22 protein-coding genes and 1 riboswitch are annotated in these 25,977 nt (G+C 36.3%); of the genes, 8 read left to right on the top strand and 14 right to left on the bottom strand.

Translation table 11 applies throughout. The annotated features are described in order from the left end of the window. Positions 1-35 precede the first annotated feature (35 nt). The 3 genes from DN410_RS21050 to alsS form a co-directional block, all read right to left on the bottom strand. Positions 36-1,115, bottom strand: coding sequence for a glycosyltransferase (locus tag DN410_RS21050; RefSeq protein WP_149177912.1), 1,080 nt, complete (start codon positions 1,113-1,115; stop codon positions 36-38). Positions 1,116-1,352: 237 nt separating this feature from the next. Then, entirely contained in the window at positions 1,353-2,111 is a 759-nt protein-coding gene (gene alsD, locus DN410_RS21045; RefSeq protein WP_149177911.1) for an alpha-acetolactate decarboxylase, read from the bottom strand. A 16-nt stretch (positions 2,112-2,127) separates the two neighbouring features. Then, positions 2,128-3,816 carry an acetolactate synthase AlsS gene (alsS, locus tag DN410_RS21040; RefSeq protein ID WP_149177910.1) on the bottom strand — a complete coding sequence of 563 codons (1,689 nt, stop codon included), beginning with the start codon at positions 3,814-3,816 and terminating at the stop codon, positions 2,128-2,130. A 403-nt stretch (positions 3,817-4,219) separates the two neighbouring features. Here alsS and DN410_RS21035 point away from each other — a divergent pair, with 403 nt between their 5' ends. Together DN410_RS21035 and DN410_RS21030 are read left to right on the top strand one after the other, a co-directional pair. Continuing rightward, the gene (locus DN410_RS21035; protein WP_149177909.1) at positions 4,220-4,783 is read left to right on the top strand and encodes an HAAS signaling domain-containing protein; all 564 of its coding nucleotides are present in this window, start codon (positions 4,220-4,222) and stop codon (positions 4,781-4,783) included. An 18-nt stretch (positions 4,784-4,801) separates the two neighbouring features. Further along, positions 4,802-5,398, top strand: a complete 597-nt coding sequence (locus tag DN410_RS21030) for an NDxxF motif lipoprotein (protein ID WP_149177908.1) — start codon at positions 4,802-4,804, stop codon at positions 5,396-5,398. Between the two features lie 35 nt (positions 5,399-5,433). Here the strand turns inward: DN410_RS21030 and DN410_RS21025 are convergent, their stop codons facing one another. Together DN410_RS21025 and DN410_RS21020 are read right to left on the bottom strand one after the other, a co-directional pair. Beyond that, complete coding sequence (locus DN410_RS21025; RefSeq protein ID WP_149177907.1) at positions 5,434-5,790, bottom strand: YlbF/YmcA family competence regulator; 357 nt, start codon at positions 5,788-5,790, stop codon at positions 5,434-5,436. Between the two features lie 143 nt (positions 5,791-5,933). Then, positions 5,934-7,070: a DUF445 domain-containing protein gene (locus DN410_RS21020; protein ID WP_149177906.1), complete on the bottom strand. Its 1,137-nt coding sequence runs from the start codon at positions 7,068-7,070 to the stop codon at positions 5,934-5,936. A 129-nt stretch (positions 7,071-7,199) separates the two neighbouring features. Between DN410_RS21020 and DN410_RS21015 the strand changes: the two genes are divergently transcribed. Beyond that, positions 7,200-8,252, top strand: a complete 1,053-nt coding sequence (locus DN410_RS21015) for a YheC/YheD family protein (protein WP_149177905.1) — start codon at positions 7,200-7,202, stop codon at positions 8,250-8,252. Positions 8,253-8,272: 20 nt separating this feature from the next. After that, positions 8,273-9,730 (top strand): YheC/YheD family endospore coat-associated protein, encoded by a 1,458-nt coding sequence (locus tag DN410_RS21010; RefSeq protein ID WP_149177904.1) that lies wholly within the window; start codon positions 8,273-8,275, stop codon positions 9,728-9,730. Between the two features lie 18 nt (positions 9,731-9,748). On the opposite strand, the gene DN410_RS21005 is transcribed toward DN410_RS21010, so the two are convergent. After that, on the bottom strand, positions 9,749-9,994 hold the full coding sequence (locus DN410_RS21005; RefSeq protein ID WP_149177920.1) for a hypothetical protein: 246 nt from the start codon (positions 9,992-9,994) through the stop codon (positions 9,749-9,751). Positions 9,995-10,467: 473 nt separating this feature from the next. Between DN410_RS21005 and sasP the strand changes: the two genes are divergently transcribed. Further along, entirely contained in the window at positions 10,468-10,671 is a 204-nt protein-coding gene (sasP, locus tag DN410_RS21000; protein ID WP_000013338.1) for a small acid-soluble spore protein, SasP family, read from the top strand. Between the two features lie 51 nt (positions 10,672-10,722). Here the strand turns inward: sasP and DN410_RS20995 are convergent, their stop codons facing one another. The 5 genes from DN410_RS20995 to DN410_RS20970 form a co-directional block, all read right to left on the bottom strand. After that, positions 10,723-11,457 carry an amino acid ABC transporter ATP-binding protein gene (locus tag DN410_RS20995; RefSeq protein ID WP_000623609.1) on the bottom strand — a complete coding sequence of 245 codons (735 nt, stop codon included), beginning with the start codon at positions 11,455-11,457 and terminating at the stop codon, positions 10,723-10,725. A gap of 28 nt (positions 11,458-11,485) precedes the next feature. Then, positions 11,486-12,184 carry an amino acid ABC transporter permease gene (locus tag DN410_RS20990; RefSeq protein ID WP_000281499.1) on the bottom strand — a complete coding sequence of 233 codons (699 nt, stop codon included), beginning with the start codon at positions 12,182-12,184 and terminating at the stop codon, positions 11,486-11,488. Next, positions 12,171-12,968, bottom strand: coding sequence for an amino acid ABC transporter substrate-binding protein (locus tag DN410_RS20985; RefSeq protein ID WP_149177903.1), 798 nt, complete (start codon positions 12,966-12,968; stop codon positions 12,171-12,173). Before DN410_RS20985 ends, DN410_RS20990 begins: the two co-directional genes overlap by 14 nt. A gap of 290 nt (positions 12,969-13,258) precedes the next feature. Next, the gene (locus tag DN410_RS20975; protein ID WP_149177902.1) at positions 13,259-15,259 is read right to left on the bottom strand and encodes an ABC transporter ATP-binding protein; all 2,001 of its coding nucleotides are present in this window, start codon (positions 15,257-15,259) and stop codon (positions 13,259-13,261) included. Further along, complete coding sequence (locus tag DN410_RS20970) at positions 15,256-17,016, bottom strand: ABC transporter ATP-binding protein (RefSeq protein ID WP_149177901.1); 1,761 nt, start codon at positions 17,014-17,016, stop codon at positions 15,256-15,258. The genes DN410_RS20975 and DN410_RS20970 overlap by 4 nt, the downstream gene beginning before the upstream one ends. A 589-nt stretch (positions 17,017-17,605) precedes the next feature. Here DN410_RS20970 and gapN point away from each other — a divergent pair. Beyond that, positions 17,606-19,045, top strand: coding sequence for an NADP-dependent glyceraldehyde-3-phosphate dehydrogenase (gapN, locus tag DN410_RS20955; protein WP_149177900.1), 1,440 nt, complete (start codon positions 17,606-17,608; stop codon positions 19,043-19,045). A gap of 78 nt (positions 19,046-19,123) precedes the next feature. Here gapN and DN410_RS20950 read toward each other — a convergent pair whose 3' ends face one another. Then, the gene (locus tag DN410_RS20950) at positions 19,124-20,209 is read right to left on the bottom strand and encodes a DUF3626 domain-containing protein (RefSeq protein ID WP_149177899.1); all 1,086 of its coding nucleotides are present in this window, start codon (positions 20,207-20,209) and stop codon (positions 19,124-19,126) included. 111 nt (positions 20,210-20,320) lie between these two features. Then, positions 20,321-21,151, bottom strand: coding sequence for a glutamate racemase (racE, locus tag DN410_RS20945; RefSeq protein ID WP_149177898.1), 831 nt, complete (start codon positions 21,149-21,151; stop codon positions 20,321-20,323). 200 nt (positions 21,152-21,351) lie between these two features. Next, positions 21,352-21,533, top strand: a riboswitch (Lysine riboswitch). Between the two features lie 146 nt (positions 21,534-21,679). Here racE and DN410_RS20940 point away from each other — a divergent pair. Beyond that, entirely contained in the window at positions 21,680-23,104 is a 1,425-nt protein-coding gene (locus DN410_RS20940; protein WP_149177897.1) for an amino acid permease, read from the top strand. Between the two features lie 60 nt (positions 23,105-23,164). Continuing rightward, positions 23,165-24,364 carry an ABC transporter permease gene (locus tag DN410_RS20935; protein ID WP_149177896.1) on the top strand — a complete coding sequence of 400 codons (1,200 nt, stop codon included), beginning with the start codon at positions 23,165-23,167 and terminating at the stop codon, positions 24,362-24,364. 264 nt (positions 24,365-24,628) lie between these two features. On the opposite strand, the gene DN410_RS20930 is transcribed toward DN410_RS20935, so the two are convergent. Continuing rightward, on the bottom strand, positions 24,629-25,891 hold the full coding sequence (locus DN410_RS20930; protein WP_149177895.1) for an MDR family MFS transporter: 1,263 nt from the start codon (positions 25,889-25,891) through the stop codon (positions 24,629-24,631). Positions 25,892-25,977 lie beyond the last annotated feature (86 nt).

Here is a 25,977-nt window from a genome sequence, read left to right as displayed (position 1 = left end):
AAACTCCTCTCTGCAGCCAAAATGATTATCAAATACTATTTTTTGAATACACTATCAAAATATTTTCTATTATATTCAATACTTGGATTATTAGGTATAAACTTGGCAGCTTCTTCATTATGATAAATCGCCTTTTCATATTCTTTTATTCGATCATAGCAAATGCATAATTGAATATGTGGCAACCACGTATGACACTCTTCCCGGACAAATGGAGAGTCTTTCGGTCTTGGTCCGTCAATTGCTGCATGGTACCAATATATTGCTTTAGAGTATTCACCTTGTTGCAAAAACACACGTCCTAAATGACAACAAAGTTCTCCTCTCGGTATGTCATACCTAAATGATTCTAAACAAGAATCGATCGATTGTTTTAGATTCTCCAATGCCAAATAACATTCAGCTCTTTTTAAACAAGCTTGAATATTATCTTCAACCCAACCCTTTCCTTCATCTAAAAATTTTGTATACCCCTGAATAGCTTTTTCATATAATCCGTGATCCTTACATTCATTTGCATAATAGTACACATCACGAGGGCTAAATTCTCTTCCACTTTCAAGATGTTTTTCGTATATTTTCAAATTACGATCAGTATATACTTTTACTTTTTTATGACTTACCCCAATATCACTATTTATAAGGTTTCCGTACACCTCTAAATATTCGTGAATAAATCCATGCCATTGAAAATTTCTACTCCTTTTAACTAATCGATATCTCCTTAAAGAATGTGTTGGTTTTCCTTCTGCATCAAAAGTTAAGTAATAATGCATAGATACTGCATCCGTACTACGATGTAACGTATCTTTTAACTGCAGAAATTTCTTTCTATCCTCCGTAGCTATTATGTCATCTGCATCTAGCCAAAGAATATATTCTTTTGTAGCTTTAGAAAACGCAAAATTTCGTGCCGCTGAAAAATCTTCAATCCATTCAAAATCATATATTTTCGCATCATACTTCTGCACAATTTCTTTTGTAGCATCTGTGGAACCTGTATCTACAATAATAATTTCATCCACAATACCTTTGACCGATTCTAAGCATTTTGATATCGTTTGTTCCTCATCTTTTACAATCATACATAAACTAATAGAAATTGAGTTTCCCATCATATCCCCCCTATCCTTTTGATATATATGTTTAGAGAGAAAATTATATTTCCTTTGCTTCACAGTTGTGTTTTCATTTTACAAATGAAACAAAAAAATAATGAACCAACGCAGTATATTTGGATAGAGGCATTTTATGAGGAGATTATGCACAATAAAAAAACCGAAGCTTGAATTAAAGCTTCGGTTTTTCTATCCTACCGACGTTAGTCACTTACTTCTTTATGGGCGGAAGTCTCAATCTGCACCTTCCGCAGTCGCAATATTATCCTCTAAATTTTCTCTTGATAATTCAGCTGCCATAAAATCAGCTGTTTCTGGAAGTGCTAAATGCATATGAGCTTTTTGACAAATTTGGATCGTACAGTTTTCAACAACATAGTCGAAAACATGTCCGCCTCCGCTTCTTTCATCATCAATGTAATGTAAGTGGAAACCCGCTACACCAATACCTTGCGCATAATCTGGTGTCCAAAATCCAGCAAGCGTACCTTCTGTATTTTTAAATGAAAAGATTGGTTGTGATTTCGTCACTTCAACAAGCGGTGTATACGGTTTTTCTTGCCTTGGAACAGTTCTCGTTCTTACCTCGCGGAACGTACCGTCCATTCGAATACCGTAAAATAGGTTTTTACTAGGCATTAATTCATGTAATAAAGCTTCCACTTCTTCACGATTCATCGGACGCTCTACTGTATAACTCATTTCTTTTTCAAAAAACGTTACCGTCGCAAACGGTGTTGTTTCTTCTGGCTCAACTTTTTCTGCCGAACCGTCTGAACGTAAATGATAAAATTCGTTATCAAACGCAATCATTTCACCATCTAATTGATCAAATGTGCCGATACCGAAATCACCACGTTTCTTTAGTTCCTCAAAGCTAATCACACCATCATATATACCATCTAATAGCGCAAGCATTGTAGATGTTTGATATACTTCATTACTCGTTTTCGTTCTTTTTGCATCAATATCAATTAATTGCGCAACAGTCATCTCAACCATGCCTCCATTAGTTTAATTGGTTTGGTAATAATTTTTCACTTAATTTAATGTTGTCACGGTAATCGATTGGAATATCAATAATGACAGGGCCGTCTGCTGCTAGCGCGGATTTTAATACACTTTCTAATTCATCAGGTGCGTTAACACGAAGACCTGTCGCACCAAAGCTTTCTGCATATTTCACAATGTCAACATCACCGAACTCTGTAGCTGATGTTCTACCGTATTTCATCATTTGTTGGAACGCAACCATATCATACGTACCGTCTCTCCATACAAGATGTACGATCGGAGAATTTAAACGTACCGCTGTTTCTAATTCCATCGCTGAGAATAAGAAACCACCGTCACCTGATACTGAAACTACTTTTTTACCTGGTTCTACTAAAGTAGCAGCAATTGCCCAAGGAAGTGCAACACCTAACGTTTGCATACCGTTACTAAATAATAATCTACGTGGTTCATAAGAACGGAAACATCTTGCCATCCAAATGTAATGGGAACCGATGTCACACGTAACAGTTGTATCATCATCAATTAAGGAACGAAGTGTACGAATAACTTGAAGTGGATGCGTAACACCTTCTGACGCACGATTTGGAATTTCTGCTTGTTCTGATAATTTCGCGCGTAATTGTTCTAACACTGCTTCTGATTTCGAACTTAATACAAGTCTCGGTAATTTCTCCGCAATACTATTTACAGTTAAAGCGATATCACCAATTAATTCACGTTCTGGTTGGTAATCATGGTCGATATCCGCTTGATGGTCATCAAGATGAATAATCGTTCTGTCTCCAAGTTTATTCCAGAATTTTGGATCATACTCAATTGGGTCATAACCGATAGAAATAACAAGGTCCGCTTCTTCTAGTAAAATATCACCTGGTTGGTTACGGAATAAACCAACGCGGCCGAAGAAATGATCTTCTAATTCACGTGAAATGGCACCAGCTGCTTGATATGTTTCAACGACAGGAAGTTCTGTATCCGCAATTAATTCCCGAACAGCTTTCGTCACCTCATTTGTGCTTGCTCTCATACCGAGTAAAATAACCGGTAATTTTGCTGCTTTTATTTTGTCTACTACGTATGTAATATCATATGTGGGAGCGATTCCAAGCTGTGGCTTAGCAAGCGCACCGATAGATCCTACAGTCGTTTCCGCAGTCATAACGTCTTGCGGTAGACTTACTAAAGTAGCTCCTGGATTTGTAGAAGTTGCACTTCGGAATGCATTTGATAATGCTTCTGGCACATTATCAGGATGCTCTACTTCTACGCTATATTTTGTGATTGGTTCGAATAGTGCAGCATTATCCATAGATTGGTGCGTACGTTTTAATCGATCTGTACGTGGAACTGCACCAGCTAAAGCAACAACGGGATCACTCTCCGCATTCGCAGTAACAAGACCTGTCGCTAAATTTGATGTCCCTGGTCCTGAAGTTACAAGACATACGCCCGGTTTCCCTGTTAATCTACCAATCGCAGCTGCCATAAATGCTGCGTTTTGTTCATGACGACAAACAATTAACTCTGGTCCTCTTTCTTGCAGTACATCAAATACAGAGTCAATCTTCGCCCCTGGAATACCGAAAACATGTGTAACACCTTGTTTAATTAAACAATCGACAACAAGATCTGCTCCTTTTGTTTTTGTCTTCACGTCGTTTGCTTTTACACCTGTACTCAAACTAATCATTCCTTTATTTCATAATGTGTGTAATAAAGATTTTTAATTTCACCTAGTTAATTAACGTGGTGAAGTATCGTTTATCATTATATTACAAATGCATTATTTTTCCAACGATATGAATTTGACAGTTTTTTGACAAGCCTTAAGGAATACGCTTACAACCCTTTATTTATCCTAGAATAATATTTTTATATCTCCTCTAAAAATACACAAAAGACTTCCATTTCATCACAGTATCAAAAAAATAACAGTACCTTGCAAAGAATACTAGCAAATGATATATTTGTAAATATTGGAATACCCATTAATTGGAATAATGTTCACAATTCGTATATCGCCCTTTCAAAAAAGAGAGGATTCTCAGCTGTAATTCATCATTTTATAAAGGAAAGTGATTGTAATGAACAAAAGTGAATTTTTAAGCCAACTTAGTTCCTCCCTACGGAATATGCCTAATTCAGAAAAGGAGGATATTATCTCAGAGTACGAAACTCATTTTATCAGTGGTAAACAAGATGGAAAATCTGAAGAAGAAATTTCTAAAAAACTAGGAAACCCTAAAACGATCGCTAAAGAACTTAATGTTTCATATGCAATAAGCAATGCTGACAATAAACGAAGCTTTAAAAATATGATAACCGCACTATTTTCTGTTATGAGCTTAAGTGTTTTAAACTTTACCTTTATCATTATCGCCTTTTTCGTACTACTCTTTTTATTACCGATTCTACTAGCACTGATCATTGCCACTCCATTATTAATTATTTCACCTATTTTATTAATAGGGTTAGGGTTTTTTAAAGGGTTTCATCAAATTAGTTACTCCTATGTTTATAATGTGTTTATCGCCTTTTGCAGTGGTTTACTCATATCCGTCATATCTTACCAAATGGTAAAACATCTATACGCAACTTTAGTAAAATATTTGAAATGGAATGTAGCTATTTTACAAAGACACTACTGAATGTAAAAGGAGATTAATATGAAAAAATATACTTTATATCCACTCATGCTATTTACTCTTTTATTTCTATCAGCTTGTTCAAACAGTTCACAACCTAAGGAAGAAAACGATGTACAATCTATTAAAGATGTTACGATTAAAATTCCGGAAACTATATTCACTTCCTCAAAAAAGAATGAAACTATTAACGAAGACGAAATGAAACAAAATATAAAAACTTATTTAGATTATAGCGGAGAGTTATACGAAAACATGGTTCCACTTTCGTCAGCCATATCTGACGAGAATGCCACGGAATCCGCTCGGGAGAAATTAAAACAACTAGTAGATTTAGCGCAACAAAACGATGCGAACTTCCATAATTTTATTAGTAACAATACGATCCCTGATGATTACAAACAGCCTTCGAAGGAAATTCATGAATATATTTCATCTTCTACGGCACTTTCAATAGAACTAGAGCAAGAACTAGACAAACTCGCTGAAGATGGTAACTTATTCAAGACTGATTTTTCTTTTACAAAACACTTTGAGAAAGTTAATGGTAGGAAACAAGAAGAAATTGAAAAGTTTTTGAAGAAGAAGAACATTGAAACGGAATATTTCAAAAAATAAAAAAGACGCCCCTATACTAGGGGCGTCTTCCACTATTACGCTTGTTGTTGCGCGTTATATAATTCTTCAAGTGGCTTCATGATAATTTTATTAATGTCACCAACTAAAACGTTTAGACGTTGCTCAGTTTCCATTAACTTTGTGATTTTAGCATCTTGTTGAATGCGAACTACAACTTCTTGTGCTTGTTGGTTGTCTTCTTCAGTGATTTCTTGACCTTGCATCATTTTTTGTTGTAGGCTAAGTTGCATTGTACGGAACTCATCGAACAAGTTCTTTGAAGCAGCATCAGCTTGAACTGCCGCGTAGCTCTCTTTTAAAGTTTTGAAGTCTTCGTTTTCAGCGATTGCCTTTTGTAATTCATATGCAACATCATGAATGTTTTTTGTCATTTTATTTTTCCTCCTTTAGAAGGCTAGCACTTTTCATGCGTACTGCCTTTTAAGTACGTTTTCATACGCACCTCTTCTTACCATATCAAACTATGCAAGAGATGTGAAGAAATTTCACTTTTATTTCTATGTACTCATCTTTATTACCTAAGAAACAACAGTAACAATCCTTGCACAAGTCCGATCATTCCACCTAATAATGCCCCTAAATACGTAATCATTTTCAGTTCATTTTTTGTAATGGACAGAACTAGATCTTCTAGTCTCTCTGTTGAAAATGTAGACACTTCTTGTTGAACAATTTCCGCAAGGTGTAGATTATTTAGTATGCTCTCTACATTTTCTGTTCCCCACTTCAAGCCTTTCCTTACTATGCTTGGAACCACTTTTTCAAGTATTGTTTCTCGAACCGGCTCACATACTTGCTGAACAGACTGACTTAAAAATTTACTTACCGTTTCTTCTACTTTAACAGCTGACAGCACGGAGCTTACAATCATTTCTTTCTCTACAAATGCTTCTATTTCTTTAACATCTCTTCCTTTTACCTTTTCCCACTCTTTTTGCAGTACGTCAATTAAAATTTGCTTCGTGCCATCTTGTCCTAAAAACTTAATGACTTCTGGCTGCACACGATCTACTACACTTACATTTCCTAAAAACATCCCGACTAAGTTAAGCAGCGTTCCGCGAGAAGCGAAGAAATCATCAATCATTTTTGAAAGACGTGCTTTCCCTTCTTCACTTTCAAAAAATTGAATTCCTCGCTTTAAAATAAACGCCGAAATATTCGGAATCACACTCTCTACTTTTTCATGGACAGAATGAGGTAAAGCTTGTTCCCATGTATATGTATAATACTCCACTAAAAATGCCTCTATTTTTTCTGTAATCACACGTTCGATTTTCCCAGTTGCCTCTTCTTCTACATGCGCTACATTCCATTTTTCTAACATATGTCGTAACGACTGTTCATTCGTAATTACTTTATCTACTTCTACTTGTGTCCATTGAATTAAACTTTTTTGAAATTCTTCATTTGTTAGCTTTTTTCCGATTCCTTCGGGCGTTAACAAATGCTCGACAACCATTTTTCCTAATTGAACAGCAAGCTCATCTCGGCGCTTCGGAATTAATCCTGGCGTAAATGGGACTTGAAACTTTCCGATATAAATAGGACGATGCGGACGAAATAACATTTTTATCGCTAAATGATTCGTGTACCCTCCAATAATCGCTCCGAGCCCTGTCGTTGTTAACATATTTAACCATATATTCATTATAATCAACCTTTCGCTTCTCCAAAACTATAGCATATCATCATACGGACAAAAGTATAATGGTATAAAAACGTATTTGCAATATATAGCTTCGCCTATTATGCAAATGTTTGTAAAGGAGTGATTTCGTTGGTTCTTGGTCTTTTAACTTCTCGAATTCATTATGAGCAAACGTATTACACCGAAATCGCTAAACGCGCTCGGCTTTATCATAATGTCGTTGCCCAGTTTACGCCATTTAGTATTGATCCTAAAACAGACCTTGTTTCTGGTCTTATTTATGATACAGATACAGGAAAATGGAAAGAGCAAACATTCCCGATTCCTTCTTATATATATGATCGTTATTCTTTTCATGAGGAAACAGACTTTGAAAAAGCAAAACCAATTATTCAATCGTTACACAACCGTCCTACAACTACCTTTTTAAATAACACACTCATTGACTTAAGCGAACTACATGATTTGTTTCTCATTAATAAAAAGTTATCTCCTTATATACCAAAATTCGAAATAGCAACGATACAAAACATTTTCAAACTATTATTAAAAACAAAAGATATTATTATACGCCCTACTAATGCACATTCCAATGAAAGTTTGTACCGGGTCGCTTACAAAAATAAAACATTTTATATCGATACAATAAATGAAACATACCATACCTCTAATCAAATCAAACGGACAGATGAATTTATACGTTGGTACAAATCTAACGTACATTCAGCACGTTACATCACACATACGATGCTGCAACCACCAAATCAATTAACATACCCACTCCACATTCGAACCATTTTGCAAAAAAGTAAAGAACACACTTGGAACGTTATCGGTCAATTTATACAAACAAGCTCATTTCCGAATCAATTTTTACTTTCAACAACAGATGATTCCTCGCTGCATTCATTTTCAAAAATTAAATATGTACTATCTAGTACTGGCGTTCAACTATTACAAGACGCTTTACATGATATTATCAATGAAGTATTTCAAACATTGGATCACTCTTATACTTCCTTATTCGAACTAGAACTTTCCACCATTATGGATCAAAAAGGAGCCATTTGGCTTATGTATGTAAACACAATTCCCCCTTATGAACGTTACATTCGTCATAATGATGCATTAGCTGAAAAAATCTTTCACGGACCATTAAAGTTTAGCCGCTTTACACCGTAACGAAAGGAGGAAACCTCATTTTGAAAGAGCACATATATACATTAAATATTTCAAATGAACATCCAAATAGTATTACTTTACCTTACGTTTTTTCTATTACACCACCTATTACATCCCTATCCTTCGGCATACGTCATGTTGCAAGTGCAGATGTAAAAATTCATTATTCTTTTACTCGCGAAATTATTATTGGAAAACACATTGCCGAAAAACTTTTACTCCCTAAATCCACTACTATTCATGCCTTTACACAAAACCAAACCATTATTTTCGGACCATTAATCGGCATTTTCACAACGGGATTCAACGATGACTCACCTACTCCTTTAGGAAATCGATCCACGTCTCTCAGTGAGTTACTAACACCACCCTTTACATTACGACCGTTCGTATTCGTCTTCGGCGTTCAACATATACACTGGGAAGAAGAAACAATTGAAGGGTATTTCTTTCAAGAAGGAACATGGCGAAAGAACAAAGTCCCTTTACCAAATGTCATTTATGATCGATTACCAAACCGCCAAGCAGAAAATTATAAACCGATCGTCAGAGCAAAAAGAAAATTAGAACATGACTACGCTATCCCGTGGTTTAACCCAGGGTTTTTCAACAAATGGGAAGTTCATCAACTTCTTATGAAAGACGAGTCAATCATGCCTTTATTACCAAACACAGAAGCATTTCAACACTTCGAACAAGTAGAACGATTTCTCGGTACGTATAAATCCATTTACATGAAACCGATACACGGTAGCTTCGGAAGAAATATTCATCAGCTATTTTACTCTCAAACAGAAAATTGCTACTACTGTCGTTATCGCGAAAATGAAGAAAATAAACTAAGAAAGTATCAATCATTAGAAACACTTCTGAACCATGTATTAAAAGGACATGATTTAAAAAAATTTATCGTACAGCAAGGCATTTCGTTACTCCGCTTTGACGGGCAACCTGTCGATTTCCGTATTCATACAAATAAAAATCATTTCGGTAATTGGGTCGTCAGTGCCATCGTCGCCAAAATCGCTGGGAAAGGTAGCTTAACGACTCATGTAAATAGCGGCGGTGACACAAAATTACTGCAAGAGCTTTTTCCAGATTCCACGAAACAAGTTCAAATTGAAAACAAATTAAAACAAACAGCCTTGCAAATAAGTTATGCACTGGATGAGCAAGTAACCGGAAACATTGGCGAAATCGGTTTTGATATCGGTTTAGACACGCAGGAAAATCCATGGCTATTTGAAGCAAATTCTAAACCAGGTCGAACTGTATTCCAAGATAAAAAGTTAAAAGAGCAAAGTGAATTGACGCGCCAATTATTTTACGAATATGCCATCTACTTAACTGAACATTCTTTGCGTAATTCGAAAGAAAAAACATCTCACATCCAATCCAAGTCTTCTCCTAACACTGGAAATATTCCTTCTCCTATGATTCACTCACAAATACAAAAACAAAAACTTCCACCTAAATGATAAGGTGGAAGTTTTTGTTTACACGAGTTTTACTGCAACGTCTGTTTCCACATGACACACACCGCAATAAAAAATATGATTGCAATATTCTTGTGAATGGTTATGTGTTAAACCATCCACTTCACTTAATAATTCTTGATCCATATACGCGCTATAATCGTCTATGTAATCTACGGCCTTCCCATAATCCTGGAGTATACCTTGGCAATTTTGACAAGAATATGTTTGTGATTCTAATGCATTGCAAAGCGGGCAAATTCCCATCATGATTCCTCCATACGTTATCGTTTAAAAAATTGTACAACCTTTTCTCTTTAAATTAGAAGAGATCCTATAACCATGCATCCCTATTTAAAACAGGACTATGAAGTTGTTGCCGATTTATTTTTCATTTTACGAAGCTGCAATTTATCTCACTTTCATACATCATAAATAAGAAGCTAATGATTAACTAAAAAATAGCGGGTTACAAAGAGAGAAACCTATCTCCTATCGCTCTTAGTTTAGCCTTCTTTCTTAAAAATACAACGATTACTCTTATTTCATAATTTACGAAATCGCTAATATTTTTTACAAAATTTACAAATTATTATTTCGTATATCTTTCTAGGTAACATCCATACTATGAGTACAAACTTAATTACCGATGGATTAGCGCCAAACGGGGCGATAATCTGGTTCAACTCCAGCTAGTCCAACCAAAAAAATTTTTATAACTCTAAGGAGGATATATTCCTATGGCAAACCAAAATTCTTCAAATCAATTAGTAGTACCAGGAGCAACAGCTGCAATCGACCAAATGAAGTACGAAATCGCTCAAGAATTTGGTGTACAATTAGGAGCAGATTCTACAGCTCGTGCTAACGGTTCTGTTGGTGGCGAAATTACAAAACGTCTAGTTGCAATGGCTGAGCAAAGCCTTGGCGGATTCCACAAATAAATATATATGGCAAAAAGGTCTCAAGGCATATGCCTTGAGACCTTCCTTAATTTATTGCAACATTTGTAAAAACTTCTTCGTGCGTTCTTCTTTCGGATTTGTAAATACATCTTCTGGTGTCCCTTGTTCGACAACGACACCGCCATCCATGAAAATAACACGGTTCGCAATTTGATGAGCAAAACGCATTTCGTGCGTTACAATGACCATCGTCATACCCTCTTTAGCAAGCTCTTTCATAACCTTTAAAACTTCTTGAACTAGCTCAGGATCAAGCGCTGATGTTGGCTCATCAAATAGTAACACTTCCGGCTCCATCGCAAGCGCGCGAGCAATTCCTACGCGCTGTTGCTGTCCACCTGATAATTGGAATGGGTATAAGTCTACTTTATCCGCAAGACCAACTTTTTCAAGGAAATAGTTTGCTTTTTTCTTCGCTTCTTCTTTCCCCATCTTTTTCACTGTAACGAGCCCTTCCATTACATTTTGAAGTGCTGTTAAATGCGGGAATAAGTTATGATGTTGGAACACCATTCCTGTTTGCGTACGAAGATTGACAATATCTTTCTTCGTTACTTTTTGAGAGAAGTTAAGCTCTTTATTACCGATACGAATATTACCAGCGTTTGGCGTTTCTAATACATTGAGACAACGTAAGAATGTCGTTTTACCAGATCCAGACGGCCCAATAATAACAACAACTTCGCCCTTCTCCACTGTTAAATCTATATGCTTTAGTACGGTATTATCTCCGAAACTTTTTTGTAAATGCTGAATTGAAATCATAAAAACAAAAACTCCTTTTGTGAAAGGATTATTTTAACGTGTAGCGTTCTGAACGTTTTTCTAACATCTGTTGTACGATTGATAATAAGAAACAAATAACCCAATAAATAAGACCTGCTTCAAAATAAACAATTAAAAACTCGTAATTCATTGCCGCAATTTCCTGTGCTTTTCGGAACATTTCTGTTACTAAAATTAATGATGCTAATGAAGTATCTTTCACTAAGCTAATAAATGTATTCGAAAGCGGCGGAATGGATACGCGCGTTGCTTGTGGTAAAATAACGCGTTTTAATGCTTGCGGGTATGTCATCCCAATTGTGTAAGCTGCTTCCCACTGTCCTTTCGGAATGGACAGGATAGAAGCACGAATAATTTCAGATGCATACGCACCAACATTTAATGAAAATCCAACAACTGCTGCTGTATATGGCTCAACTTCAATATTAAGAGTTGGAAGACCATAGAAAATAATAAATAATTGTACAAGAAGTGGCGTTCCGCGAATGATAGATACATAGATACGAGCAATCCATTGTAAAATACGACTACCAGAAATACGTGCGAGCGCTGTTAACGTTGCCAGTATAATCCCGATAATAAATGTAATAAGCGTTAATGGAATTGTTGTAAAAACAGCTTCCTTCAGCATAGGCATGAAGGAAGTCTGCATAATATCTATCCAAGTAGACAATCGATCTGAAACTAATGCACTACTTAGATACATTTTCACCGAACCATTTTTTCGTTATTTTGTCATACGTACCGTCTTTTTTCATATCTTCTAACGCTTTATCTACTTCTTGTACAAGCTTATCGCTACCTTTACGGAATAAGAATCCACTTTCTGAAGCTTCTTTTTCTGTATCTACAATTTTAATTTTTGCATCTTTTTTCGTTTCTAAATAGTTTAACACTGATAATTTATCATTAATTGTGAAATCAACGCGACCAGAACTTAATAATTCTGCTGCTTGGCTGAATCCTTCTACACCAACGATTTCCGCACCATTTTTCTTAGCGATATCTGCATAGTTACTTGTTAAAGATTGTGCTCCTTTTAATCCTTTTACATCAGCAAATGTAGCAGGTTTATCTTTATCTTTTGCAATAACTAATGCCGCTGAAGATGAAACATACGGTTTAGAGAAGTCATATTTCTTTTGACGGTCTTCACGAATACCAACTTCGTTTGCAACCATATCGAAACGTTTTGCATCTAAACCAGCAAGTAAGCTATCCCATTGTGTTTCTTTAAATACAGGCTTTACACCTAAACGTTTTGCAACTTCTTCTGCTAATTCAACATCGAATCCAGTTAATTTATTGCTTGAATCGTGGAACGTAAATGGTGGATATGTACCTTCTGTACCAATTACAAGTTCACCGCTTTGTTTAATCTTTTGTAACGCGTCTTGACTAGCTGTATCTTTTTTCTCTTCTTTACCGCAGCCGGCTACAATCCCGATCGCTAATGTAGTTACTGCAAGCACTGAAAATAATTTTTTCATAATGGTAATCCTCCAAGTATTCTGATAGGAATTTAAAAACTATATTGATTGTATGCAATCTTGAACAATTTTTCAATGAAAATGTTCTTATTTAGTTTATCCTTTTTCTTCATAATCAAACAAAATGGAAAAATAACGCTACATACAAAAAATAAGTAACATTTTTTAATATAGCATTTATTGTAGGAAAGGTAAAATAATACTTCTTATTTAACCCATTGTGATTTATCGAAGAACCGATATGTTCACCAATACAAAAAGAACTTGCGAAAATCGCAAGTTCTTCTCTATTAAGCACTTTGATTACCTTCCATTTGCGTTTTATACATATCATAATAACGCCCGCGCTTTTTCATTAGTTCATCATGAGAGCCTTTTTCCAAGATTGTTCCTCTATCGAGTACAATAATTTGATCTGCGCTTTTAATTGTTGAAAGACGGTGCGCGATAATAAATGTCGTTCTACCTTTTTTCACAACTTCCAGCGCTTGTTGAATCATCGCCTCTGTTTCTGTATCAATACTAGACGTTGCTTCATCTAAAATTAAAATGGCTGGGTCAAAAGCGAGCGCCCTAGCAAACGATATAAGCTGACGCTCTCCAGTGGAAAGCGTACTTCCCTTTTCTGTAATTTCTTCATTTATATTGTTTGCAAATTTTTCAGCACCAACATCACGCAATGCTTTTACGATACGCTCGTTTGAAATTTTTTCGTTCTCTAAACTTACATTAGATGCAACGGTTCCGCTAAATAAAAATGGATCTTGTAATACAATCCCCATATGCTCACGAATGGCTTGTTTTGGCATCTCTTTTATATCGTGCCCATCAATCGTAAGCTTCCCCTTTTCAAACTCATAAAACTGAAAGAGTACATTCATAATCGAACTTTTCCCCGATCCTGTATGACCGACAAGTGCGACCGTCTCCCCTTGTTTCGCTTCAAATGAAATATTTTTTAACACTTCATCTTTTCCATTATAAGAAAACGACACATTATCAAACTTCACATTTCCTTGTAAACGAGACATACGTTCTTCTTCTACTGCCTCTCCCTTTTCCTCTAACAATTCAAAAACACGCTCGGATGCAACGCGCGCTTGTTCCAAGTTCGCAAGCTGATTCACCATATTCGTAATTGGCGAAAACAGTCTCGTTAAATAATCGACGAACGCGTACAGTACCCCAAGTGAAATAATACCTGTAGCACTTAATGATGCACCGCCGAAATACCAAATCACACCTGTGAAAGCAATATTTCTTAATACAGATACTAAATTATGCGAAGTTGCTGCATTTAAATTTAAAATTTTATTTTGATATTTAAAGTAATCGCCATTTAATTCTTCAAACTCTTTTTTCGTTTCACGTTCTTGACGGAACGCTTGAATAATTGGCATACCTTGAATTGATTCGTTCACTGTTCCGTTAATATCAGATAAACGGGAACGCATTTTATGATTATAGACGGACGCATACTTTCTATAAAGAATCGCCCAAACAATTAAAATCGGGATAATTAATAAACATAACGACGCAAGCTTCACATCAAGTAAAAATAGCGCTGCAAAAATCCCGATAATGTAAATAATACTCGAAACGAATGTGGCCAACACCGTTACATACAAATCACGAATGGCCTCTGTATCATTCGTTACGCGCGAAACAATTTTCCCTGCCGGTAAATGATCAAAGTAACGAATCGGCAACGTTTGAATATGAGAGAAAACGTCTTCCCTCATAATTTGAATAATTTTGTTCGCTGCTTTCTGCAAGAAGAACTGCTTTCCATATGCAAACAATGATACGACTACTAATAAAGCAAAATAGCCACCACCAAGTAATAATAGACGGTTTATTTCTGGCTTATAAAACGCAAACACTTCTTCCTTCGTTAATGCTTTCGCTTTATACACCTGCACTGCCTTACCATTTTTAACGGTAATCATATCACCTTTTACAGTACGTGACCCTTCAATATTCACTTTATTTGGTACAAAGTAGTATTGAAAACCGACTTGCATCACGCGCACTTCTTTTCCTTTTGTCTCACCTTTTTCAAAACGATCACTTCGCTTATAAAAAGCGCCATTATACGAAACAGCCTCTTCACTCTTTTCTGTTTCATACCAAGGTTTCTCTATCCCAACGATATGATCGTCAATCATCGTTTTAGCGACGAAAGGACCAGCAAGCTCTGCAATGACGAAAATAAATAGCATTAGCATCGCTGCAAAAATCGTCCCTTTCACTTTCATCGCATATTGAAACAATCGTTTTGAAACGCTCATATTTTCACCCCACTATCCGCACTTTCACTTTCCCCTTGTTGTCTTTCAAATTGCTCAGCATACCAGCCATTATTTCGAAGAAGCTGATCATGCGTACCCTCTTCCATTACTTCACCTTCATCCATAACGAGAATCCAATCCGCATGCTGCACTGCAGATAAACGGTGCGTCGTAATAATCGTCGTCTTTCCGCTTCTTTCCGTTCTTATATTTTCAATAATGGCTGCTTCCGTACGAGCATCAACAGCTGATAAAGAATCGTCCAAAATTAAAATTTCTGGATTTTGAATAACAGCTCGCGCAATCGAAATCCTTTGTTTTTGCCCTCCTGATAAAGAAACACCCTTTTCTCCAACGAGCGTTTCTAATCCTTCTGGTAAAAACTCTAAATCCTTTTTAAATGCTGCAATTTCAATCGCCTTCTGTAGTTCTTCTTCCGTCGCTTCCCTATTCCCGAATAAAATATTTTCTCTCGCTGTTTTTGAGAATAAAATATGTTCCTGCGGTACATATCCAATCCATCCCAGTACATTTTCATTCGTCATTTTATCTAATGTCACATCAGAGACTGCAATATCCCCATCTCCAAGTGGATATTGACGAAGAAGCTGACGTACAAGCGTCGTTTTTCCGCTTCCTGTTTTTCCAACAACCCCAAGCGTTTCCCCTTGTTTTAATGTAAACGAAACCTTTTTTAAATTTGTTTCAGTTGATGAAGGATATGAAAAGGTAACGTCATCAAACTGAATATAATCCGGCTCTTGTACAAGCTTTGGATTTTTCGGATCCTTTACATCTGGTTCATACGCTAACGTTTCATTTACACGGTCTAATGAAGCATTTCCTCTTTGCATAACATTAATTAATTCACCAATTGCAAACATCGGCCAAATCATCATCCCTAAATACACGTTGAAAGAAACGAGTTCCCCAAGCGTCACCTTTGATTGAAATACAAGATACGCACCATACACTAAACCGATTAAGTAGCTAAGTCCGACAAGCATTTTCACAGTTGGTTGGAATAATGCATCGATTCTTGCTACCTTCATATTCTTTTCGTAGACGTCATCTCCTAAATGATGGAATCTTTCCTGATCTGCGTTCTCTTGTACATACGCACGAATAACGCGCACGCCAGCAATCGATTCTAGTACTTTATCGTTCATATCACCGAACGCATCTTGCGCAACTGTAAATCTTTCATGCAATTTCTTTCCATATATATTCATCGCATATGCCATAATCGGAAGCGGTATAAGTGCCGCAAATGTAAGCTCCCAACTAATTGTAAATCCCATCATAAAGACAATTGTAAGCATATATAAACTCGAATCTACGAGCGTTAATATACCAAAACCAGCTGTCATAGCGATTGCTTTTAAATCGTTTGTCGCTCTCGCCATTAAATCGCCAGTACGATTTTTTTGATAAAACGTCGGTGTCATTTTAAGTAAATGCCCCATAAATTTAGAGCGCATCGTCTTCTCCAGTACGAATGCACCACCAAACAATTGATGTTGCCAAACGAAAGTGAGACCATATCCAACTATCGTGACCCCTATTAAAATAAGAATAGACTGTATAATTGCTTCGTTCGATAACGTTCCTGTTTTTATATTATCAATCGTAACCCCTAACACTTTCGGGGGAATGACTTCAACTATATTCACAATTAAAAGAGCCCCAATGGCGATACTATATCTCTTCCAATGCTCCCTAAAAAACCATTTTAACTTTAGTAATACTGACAACAATGTAACCTCTCCCTTCTCGTTCTCGTTTACCTCTCATTTCGTTATCCGCTATCTAAACCCATCACATTTACATTTCGTAAGCCATACAGTCTCATCACATTTTTCCACCTTCCCAAATTTTGTTTAGTAATATGGAAAATAAACAAAAAAAAGCATACCGTCGCTTGACGATATGCACAAAAATGCATAAAAGCGTACGTTACGATATACGCAACGTACGCTTTTTATAAGACAAAGATGCCTTATATGTCCGAACGGGTTGCGTAATGATATGAATGTTTTCTGCCATTTAACAGAGCTAAACTCATTACATTTACGATTACAATCATTACGCACACCCCTTTCATTTATTTTCCATTTATAATCTTACAACTTTATTGAGTATTCTGTCAATTGTTTTTTTACACATTGAATAAAAATATATCATACATCATTTTGAAATAAGAGAATGTTCTGCAAGAAAGGGCATACAAAATAAAAAAGGAATAAGAAATCGTTTTCACAAACATTTCATTTGAAAAATGTTATCAAACCCCCTACAATCACCTTATACTCACTCTTACAAGTTGCTATTTTAGGAGGACTAATCATGACAACTAGCAATACGTACAAATTTTATTTAAACGGAGAATGGAGAGAAAGCTCTTCAGGAGAAACAATTGAAATTCCATCTCCATACTTACACGAAGTAATTGGACAAGTACAAGCAATTACTCGCGGAGAAGTAGATGAAGCAATTGCATCTGCAAAAGAAGCTCAAAAATCATGGGCGGAAGCTTCTCTACAAGATCGCGCAAAATATTTATATAAATGGGCTGATGAGCTCGTAAATATGCAAGATGAAATTGCCGATATCATTATGAAAGAAGTCGGTAAAGGATATAAAGATGCGAAGAAAGAAGTTGTTCGTACAGCTGACTTCATTCGTTACACGATCGAAGAAGCTCTACATATGCACGGAGAAAGCATGATGGGCGATAGCTTCCCGGGCGGTACAAAATCTAAACTTGCGATTATCCAACGCGCACCACTTGGTGTCGTATTAGCAATCGCACCATTTAACTACCCAGTAAACTTATCTGCTGCAAAACTGGCACCAGCATTAATTATGGGTAACGCTGTTATTTTCAAACCTGCAACTCAAGGTGCAATTAGCGGTATTAAAATGGTTGAAGCACTTCATAAAGCTGGCCTTCCAAAAGGTCTTGTGAACGTAGCTACAGGACGCGGTTCTGTAATTGGTGACTACTTAGTAGAACACGAAGGCATCAATATGGTATCGTTCACAGGTGGTACAAACACAGGTAAACATTTAGCGAAAAAAGCTGCAATGATTCCACTTGTATTAGAACTTGGTGGTAAAGACCCTGGTATCGTTCGTGAAGATTCTGACTTGCAAGATGCTGCAAACCATATCGTAAGCGGTGCGTTCTCTTACTCTGGTCAACGTTGTACAGCTATTAAACGTGTCCTTGTACACGAAAACGTAGCGGACGAGCTTGTTGGCTTATTACAAGAGCAAGTAGCTAAATTATCAGTTGGATCTCCAGAACAAGACAGCACAATCGTTCCATTAATCGACGATAAGTCTGCTGACTTCGTTCAAGGTTTAGTTGACGACGCTGTAGAAAAAGGTGCTACGATCGTTATCGGTAACAAACGTGAGCGCAACTTAATTTACCCAACATTAATCGACCACGTAACAGAAGAAATGAAAGTTGCTTGGGAAGAGCCATTTGGTCCAATCCTTCCAATCATCCGTGTTTCTTCAGATGAACAAGCAATTGAAATTGCTAACAAATCAGAGTTCGGTCTGCAAGCGAGTGTCTTCACAAAAGACATTAACAAAGCATTTGCAATTGCTAACAAAATCGAAACTGGTTCTGTTCAAATTAACGGACGCACAGAGCGCGGCCCTGACCACTTCCCATTCATCGGTGTAAAAGGTTCAGGTATGGGCGCACAAGGTATTCGTAAGAGCCTTGAGTCTATGACACGTGAAAAAGTAACTGTATTAAACTTAGTTTAATCTTATATGTAGAAGCTGATCTAGTTTTAGATCAGCTTCTTTTTATATACATGCTTCAAAAAAACGGGGTATTTCGTTCTACTTCTGATTTGGTTTTCCAAATCGAACTAACACATGCCATAATAATTTCAATTCCTGAAGCACTTCTTGATAAGTTCCACGATCACTCCAAGATAATGGATTGCGTTTCAAATCCACTACAGCAGAGCCAATTATATTTGCATCGATACAATTATTCCGTGCAATGCGTCTTGCTAAAGATGGCATTTTTGAACCTCTAAAATTCATTGGAACTTCGTCTACCATAAGTACAAAGCCCATGTGCCAATACAAATCAATAGAATACTTCAGGCAAATTTCTTCTAAAGTTCTTCCTACATCCGTACCCTTAAATGAAGGATTTGCAACAAGCGCTTCCACGTCTTCTTTAAGAGAAATATCTCCATGAACTTGTGCTTCAATATAATGATTAAGATTACGGGCTGGCTCTTTGTCTGCTGAATCTATTAACGGCCTTTCCAAATTAACCAGTAAATGATTAATTAATGTTGTTGGAGTCAAATTCCCTTCACCAATTGCAAAATCTCTTACAAATGCCTCTTCCAAAAGAGCAGCTAAAATCATATCAAACTCTTCATAAGTTCCCTTTTCTTTTGGGTCTTGATGCGAATCTAAATACGTATATGTAGAACGATAAGAAACCTTTGGAGATAAGAGAAAATAACACGATCCAAAACGCGGAGCAGGCCCATCTGGGTGTAACATCAAATTTAACGCTCCATACTTTGGTCGTTGGTTATTCGTTACTCCCTCCAATTGATATGCCCCTCCAAATATTCTCTTTTCCCAAAGATCACGCTCACCACCAGGGTAAGCAGATACACTTCCATTAGACAACAATGTTTCAAACTGACTTTTATAGATTCCTTGCTCAAACAATGCTTCGGCAACATTTTTCATATTCGAATCTAGTCTATCTGGATGAAAGTGTAAAGCAATCCTTGCATGAGACTTTAAATTAGCGACAGCTTCTTCAAATATTTCATCTGTAATATTAGACATGTTAAGTATATGATTAATTGTTGCTTTAGCCCCACGTTTTTCGTTCTCTGCATATTTTGAAATATACTCTAAAGCAAATAATTGAGACCTTGATAATTCCATAATCAAATCCCCCTTTAATTGAAATGACCTTAATTCTTTCAATTAAAGGTGCATTTTTTCCTTCTTATGCAACTAACCTGATTTATTGAACAAAAAGTACTTTAACAAAGCCTAGCTATAGCTACGAGCATTTTTTATAGGTAAATTCACACATTCTACAGAAATTTGATACCCTAGCCAACATTCAGCAATATGTTCAAATGATACAGCAGAGCCTGTCGTAAAAAAGCGATGCTTCGGATTCAGATTGTCAGACAGAATTCCTTTGTGCTGTAAAATTGTGCTTAACTCTATCGCAGTTTCTTCTGCAGAACTAATAATGGTTACACCTTCTCCTAGTTCCTTTTTTATATAGGACTCTAAAAGTGGATAATGCGTACACCCAAGAATTAATGTATCTATATCTTCTTTCGTTAATGGAAGTAAAGCTTGTTTCACTTGCTGCGTTACATATGCTATATCTTCTAATTGATTTTCTACAACTGTAGCTAAAGTCGGACACGCGTGACTATGCACTTCCAAATATGTATCAAGCTCGTGTAATGCTTTTTCGTACATATTAGACTGTATTGTACCTACAGTTCCAATTACTCCGATTTCCCCTTTCTTTGTCACTTTAATTGCCGCCCTTGCTCCCGGATGTATAACGCCAATAACCGGAATGGACAGTGCTTCTTGCAGTGCAGTCAATGCAGCTGCTGCACCAGTATTACATGCTACAACCAGAGCTTTTAGTGGAAATTGCTTGAGGAATTCAACCATTTCAAATATGAAAGATTGTACCTCCTCTACACTTCTTGGCCCATACGGACAACGCTTATTATCACCAATATAATAAATGCTCTCTTTCGGCAATTGTCTTATAATTTCACTCGCAACTGTTAATCCCCCAACTCCCGAATCTAGCACACCTATTACGGAATTTTTATGACCTGTAGACATATACTTCATCCCCTTCTCAACCTTCTAGCTCTCATAATATTTATTATATTATGAAAGTTCGATATTACATAATAATCCCTTTCCCTTTTAATCACAAACTCTTCTCTATAATCTGATTATTACTATATCCATTGACGTATAAAAATTCATTTGTTACTCTTAAATACGTTAATTTAATATTTAAATCCTCATTCGTATCTCGGTGAGGTAGAGGTTGCAATCATTAAGAGTATCATTTCAGGAGATGTAGTGGCATTGATGAAGGAATGAGAAAGGAATGGTTGCCGAAGTAAGTCGTGTCCACCATGCACGCTTGCTGGGTCTGCATTTAATAAGTGCAGAACTGTCACAAACGTTTCGTTTGTGGAGAGCTATCGAGAGGTATGTCGTGGGTTTCTTATAAGATAGAAAGCATGTAGCGGCAAATTACGTGCTTTTTTTGTTTTGTTTGGGACTTCTCTTCTCTACTAAGAAGACATACATATCTCCTCGCTTGACTTGGTTATACTAACTTTGGAGGTATTTTCTATGCAACAAAAAAAATGGGGCTTTTGGGTACTAACAGCTTTCGTTGTCGGTAACATGGTTGGCGCTGGGATTTTCATGGTGCCAAGTACGTTGGCACAAACAGCAAGCCCTCTCGGTGTTACTTTAGCTTGGTTAACAACAGGGTTTGGTGTTTTAATGCTAGCTCTTGTTTTCGGTAATTTAGCAATTCGTCGTCCTGACTTAACGACAGGACCACAAAGTCATGCATATGCTTTATTCTCATCACCAAAAAAGAAAAAAATGGCTGGTTTCAGTATGGTATGGGGATATTGGGTTGCAAACTGGGCAAGTAACGTTGCCATTATTACATCTTTTGCGGGATATTTATCACTCTTCTTCCCAATCATGAAAGATACACGACTACTATTTTCAATCGGTTCTTTCAACATAGAAGTCGGAAAACTAATTACATTTACTATTTGTTCCATCTTACTATGGGGAACTCATATTATATTAACAAACGGTGTAAGCGGAGCTGGAAAACTAAACTTCTTAGCAACAACAACGAAAGTAACTGGATTCCTTTTATTCATCGTCGTTACTTTATTTGCATTTGAAGCTTCTAAGTTCGGACAATGGTACACACCAATGATCGATAAATCAGGTGTATCACACGGTCTTCTTTCACAAGTAAACTTAGCTGCTCTTACAACACTTTGGGCATTTATCGGCATTGAATCAGCCGTTCTTTTATCCAACCGTGCTACCTCTCCGAAAACAGTAAAACGTGCAACAGTTGCAGGATTATTAATTACAGTTGCCATTTACTTAGGAATTACGATTTTAACAATGGGTGTACTTCACGTTGATAAATTACAAGCTTCTGAACGTCCATTAGCAGATGCATTAAATGCTGCAATGGGTCATGGCGGCGGGAAACTTATGGCATTACTTGCTCTTACTTCCCTATTCGGTTCCATCTTAGGCTGGATTTTATTAAGCTCAGAAGTGCCTTATCAAGCAGCAAAAGAAGGTTTCTTCCCTTCCTTCTTTGCAAAAACAAATAAAAAAGGAAGTCCAATTTACTCATTACGACTAACAAACATTATGTCGCAAGTGTTCTTATTCTCAACATTATCAGGAACCATTGCGGAAGCTTATACATTCGTTATTACCGTCTCGACTTTAGCTTATCTCATTCCATATCTCGTTTCGCCAATCTTCCAATTAAAACTAGTTGCAACTGGTGAAACGTATAAAAATGAAATGGGTTCGAGAATTATGGATGGCATAGTCGCCGTTATCGCACTTTGCTATGCATTATGGGTTATTAAAACAGGTGCATCCGATATAAAAACGTTCCTTCTCGGAATTGGTTTATTCATAATCGGTTTTGCCTTCTATCCATTAATGAATCGTGATGAGAAAAAAAACAACGAAAAGAAAAACGAGCAAGTTGCATAACGCAATTTGCTCGTTTTTTCTTTTATAAAACATATATAATAGAACAAAGAGGTGAAAAACATGTCAATCGAATCATTATGGAGCAGTCGCTTCCAACAACATATTCAAAATATCATTACATACTTTGCACGTATGATTAACGGTTTACTATATAGCTTTATCTTCGTCTCCTGTATAGGTGCTTACTATTACGCAAAGTTTCTTAAGACAGCTCCTTCTAAAGAAGTATCCTTATTGCTCATTACAATCGTCCTAACCGTGGTTATATCGAGATGTCCCATACGTACATTTATTCAAAAACCAGACGCAGTTTATTTACTAGCACTAGAAGAGAAGTTAACTTCTTATTTCAAAAAGTCTCTTCTATATAATTACATCACTCAGCTGTTCCCATTATTATTTACGTTCCTTATTCTCGTTCCACTTGCTATGCAAGCATTGCAAGTAACTGTACCTTTCTTATGTACAATCTTTATCGTTTTAATGATCACGAAAGCTTGGAATATATACACACATTGGATGTGGCGTGATAGTTATGAAAAAAATATATGGCTTATCACTCGTCTCATTTGTAACGCACTCATTATTTACATGCTGTTTTATACAGCAAATGTAATCGTATTAGGCGGATTACTTTTACTTCTCGCTTTCCTATTTCTATATACAAAAAAACAACCGACAAAACGAATACCGTGGGACTACATAATCGAGCAAGAAGAAAAAATGGACATACGCTTTTATCAATTTGCGAGCATCTTCACCGATGTACCGCAACTAAAAAAACAAGTAAACAGCAGAAAATGGCTTACGAATTGGATTGAACCTTTATTACATAAAAAACGAGCAACTTTCTTCTATTTACATACACTAGCATTTTTACGTGGGAATGATTATTTCGGTATATATATTCGCTTAGGGTTAATCGGTGCCTTCGCCTTATATTTTGTTCCAAATATATATGTAAAAGGTGCTATCGCTTATATCGTCCTATATATGATTTCTATGCAGCTTCGCTCTCTGTGGAAATATTTTTCGGGAAATATTATTGTAGCATTATATCCGATTGGTACTGAAGAAAGAATGAAGCAATTTCTTAGTTTAATTTTCATGTTAATAAGTATTCAATTAATTGTTTTTTCAACTGTTGTACTCATTGCTACAGGACAATTACTACATAGTCTTATCATTATGATTGCCGGGTTACTCTGGATCAGATTTATTATTGTACCAAAAACGAAGAAACGGATTTCCTCGTTTTAACACAAAAGAGGCTGTATACAACAGCCTCTTTTCTCATCCTAAAATTTCTTATCACTTTTCATAGTCATTTTTCATATAGTGAAAATGACTATACCATTCCAATCCATACGTTAAACAATGATTTCACACATAAAAATAAAAAAGATGGGAGCCCTATTCTATTATGAACAACACTCCACCTTCAACGCCCCAAATTTAGCTGACGTTGATCCGTTTTAATAATTATGTAAAAAGCGATCCTAGTTCGTTCGCTTTTTATATAATTTATCCAATCTGAGAAACATTCCGTTCATCCTGATACTTCTCTTTCCCTATCGCCTTCATAAATAATAAAATACTGCTCATACCAACGATAAAGTACAGAGCACTCATGCCCCAAGATGCAAGAAATGATCCTAGCATAATACCTAATGCCCCATTCATTTTTGCAAATTGAAAGACCATCCCGTTAATCGCCATATAAGAACCTCTCGCCTCGTTTGGCACCATATCTGCCATAATAGATTGACGCACTGGCACATACATCATCTCGCCTACCGTTTGGAAAAGCCCTGCCATTAATAAAATCCATAAACTATTGCTCGTTCCGAGTATTGTAAATCCAATTGTATAAATGAATAAGCCTATATATAATATTTTCAAATCGTTAAAGCTTTTCAGCATTTTAATAAGAAGTGCTGAACATAACACAACTAAAATTGTATTCTCTGCAGAAATCCAGCTCAGCATGCGAATTCCTGTTAAATCAAACGTGAAACCATTACCGAAGAAAAAGTGAACCGTTTCAAATTCCTTCTGCAAGCGAACGCCTAAATAATTATTAATTTGAAACTCTAACGATAGTGTACATATACTCGCTACACAAAAAACTAAAAATGCCCTGTCTTTCATCACAACTTTATAACTATCTGCCATATCTTTTAACACACTTTTCTTTTCTACTGTTTTTCGTGCTACATACACTTCTTCCATATATACAGCCATCACATATAAAGTAATAACTGCAACAAGCGTTAACACGATAAACAGTTGTAATCTATAGTTCTCAAATAGTAATCCGCCAAATATTGCTCCAATCGCAATCGATAAATTAATAGCCCAGTAATTAATGCTGTACATCACTTTTCGATTTTCAGGCGTACTCACATCAATTAACATTGCCTCTGTCGCCGGATTCATAAGTCCAGATCCTAAACTATTCATTAACATAAACACAAATGTTAACCACGGGGAATCTACATAATCTGAGATTGCAATCCCCATACAAGCAATGGAAACGACTTGTATACTTTGGCCGATAATCATCACTTTTTTACGACCGAGCCGATCCCCAACATACCCTCCATATAAACCAATAATTAATGAAGCTAACACATTGATTAGCAATAAAGCACCAGCAAGCGCACTACCTAACTTGATTGAAAAGTAAATCGCCATAAATGGAAAAATCATTGTGGACACAGTACGTGTTAAAAACGAAGTTATAATTCTAATTTTTATATTTCGATGCATACTCCAAAATCCCATTGTTTCCCCCTCCTTATGCTTACTTATTTTACTTTGAAAAAGAGGAAGAAAAAGGTTAGAATATTCTAAAGAGTTTCCCCTTTTAT

Source organism: Bacillus sp. SH5-2 (assembly GCF_008368905.1).
In the GTDB taxonomy this organism is placed as follows: domain Bacteria; phylum Bacillota; class Bacilli; order Bacillales; family Bacillaceae_G; genus Bacillus_A; species Bacillus_A luti.
Note: the sequence above shows the minus strand (reverse complement) of the source record. Positions and strands in the feature narration are given on the sequence as shown.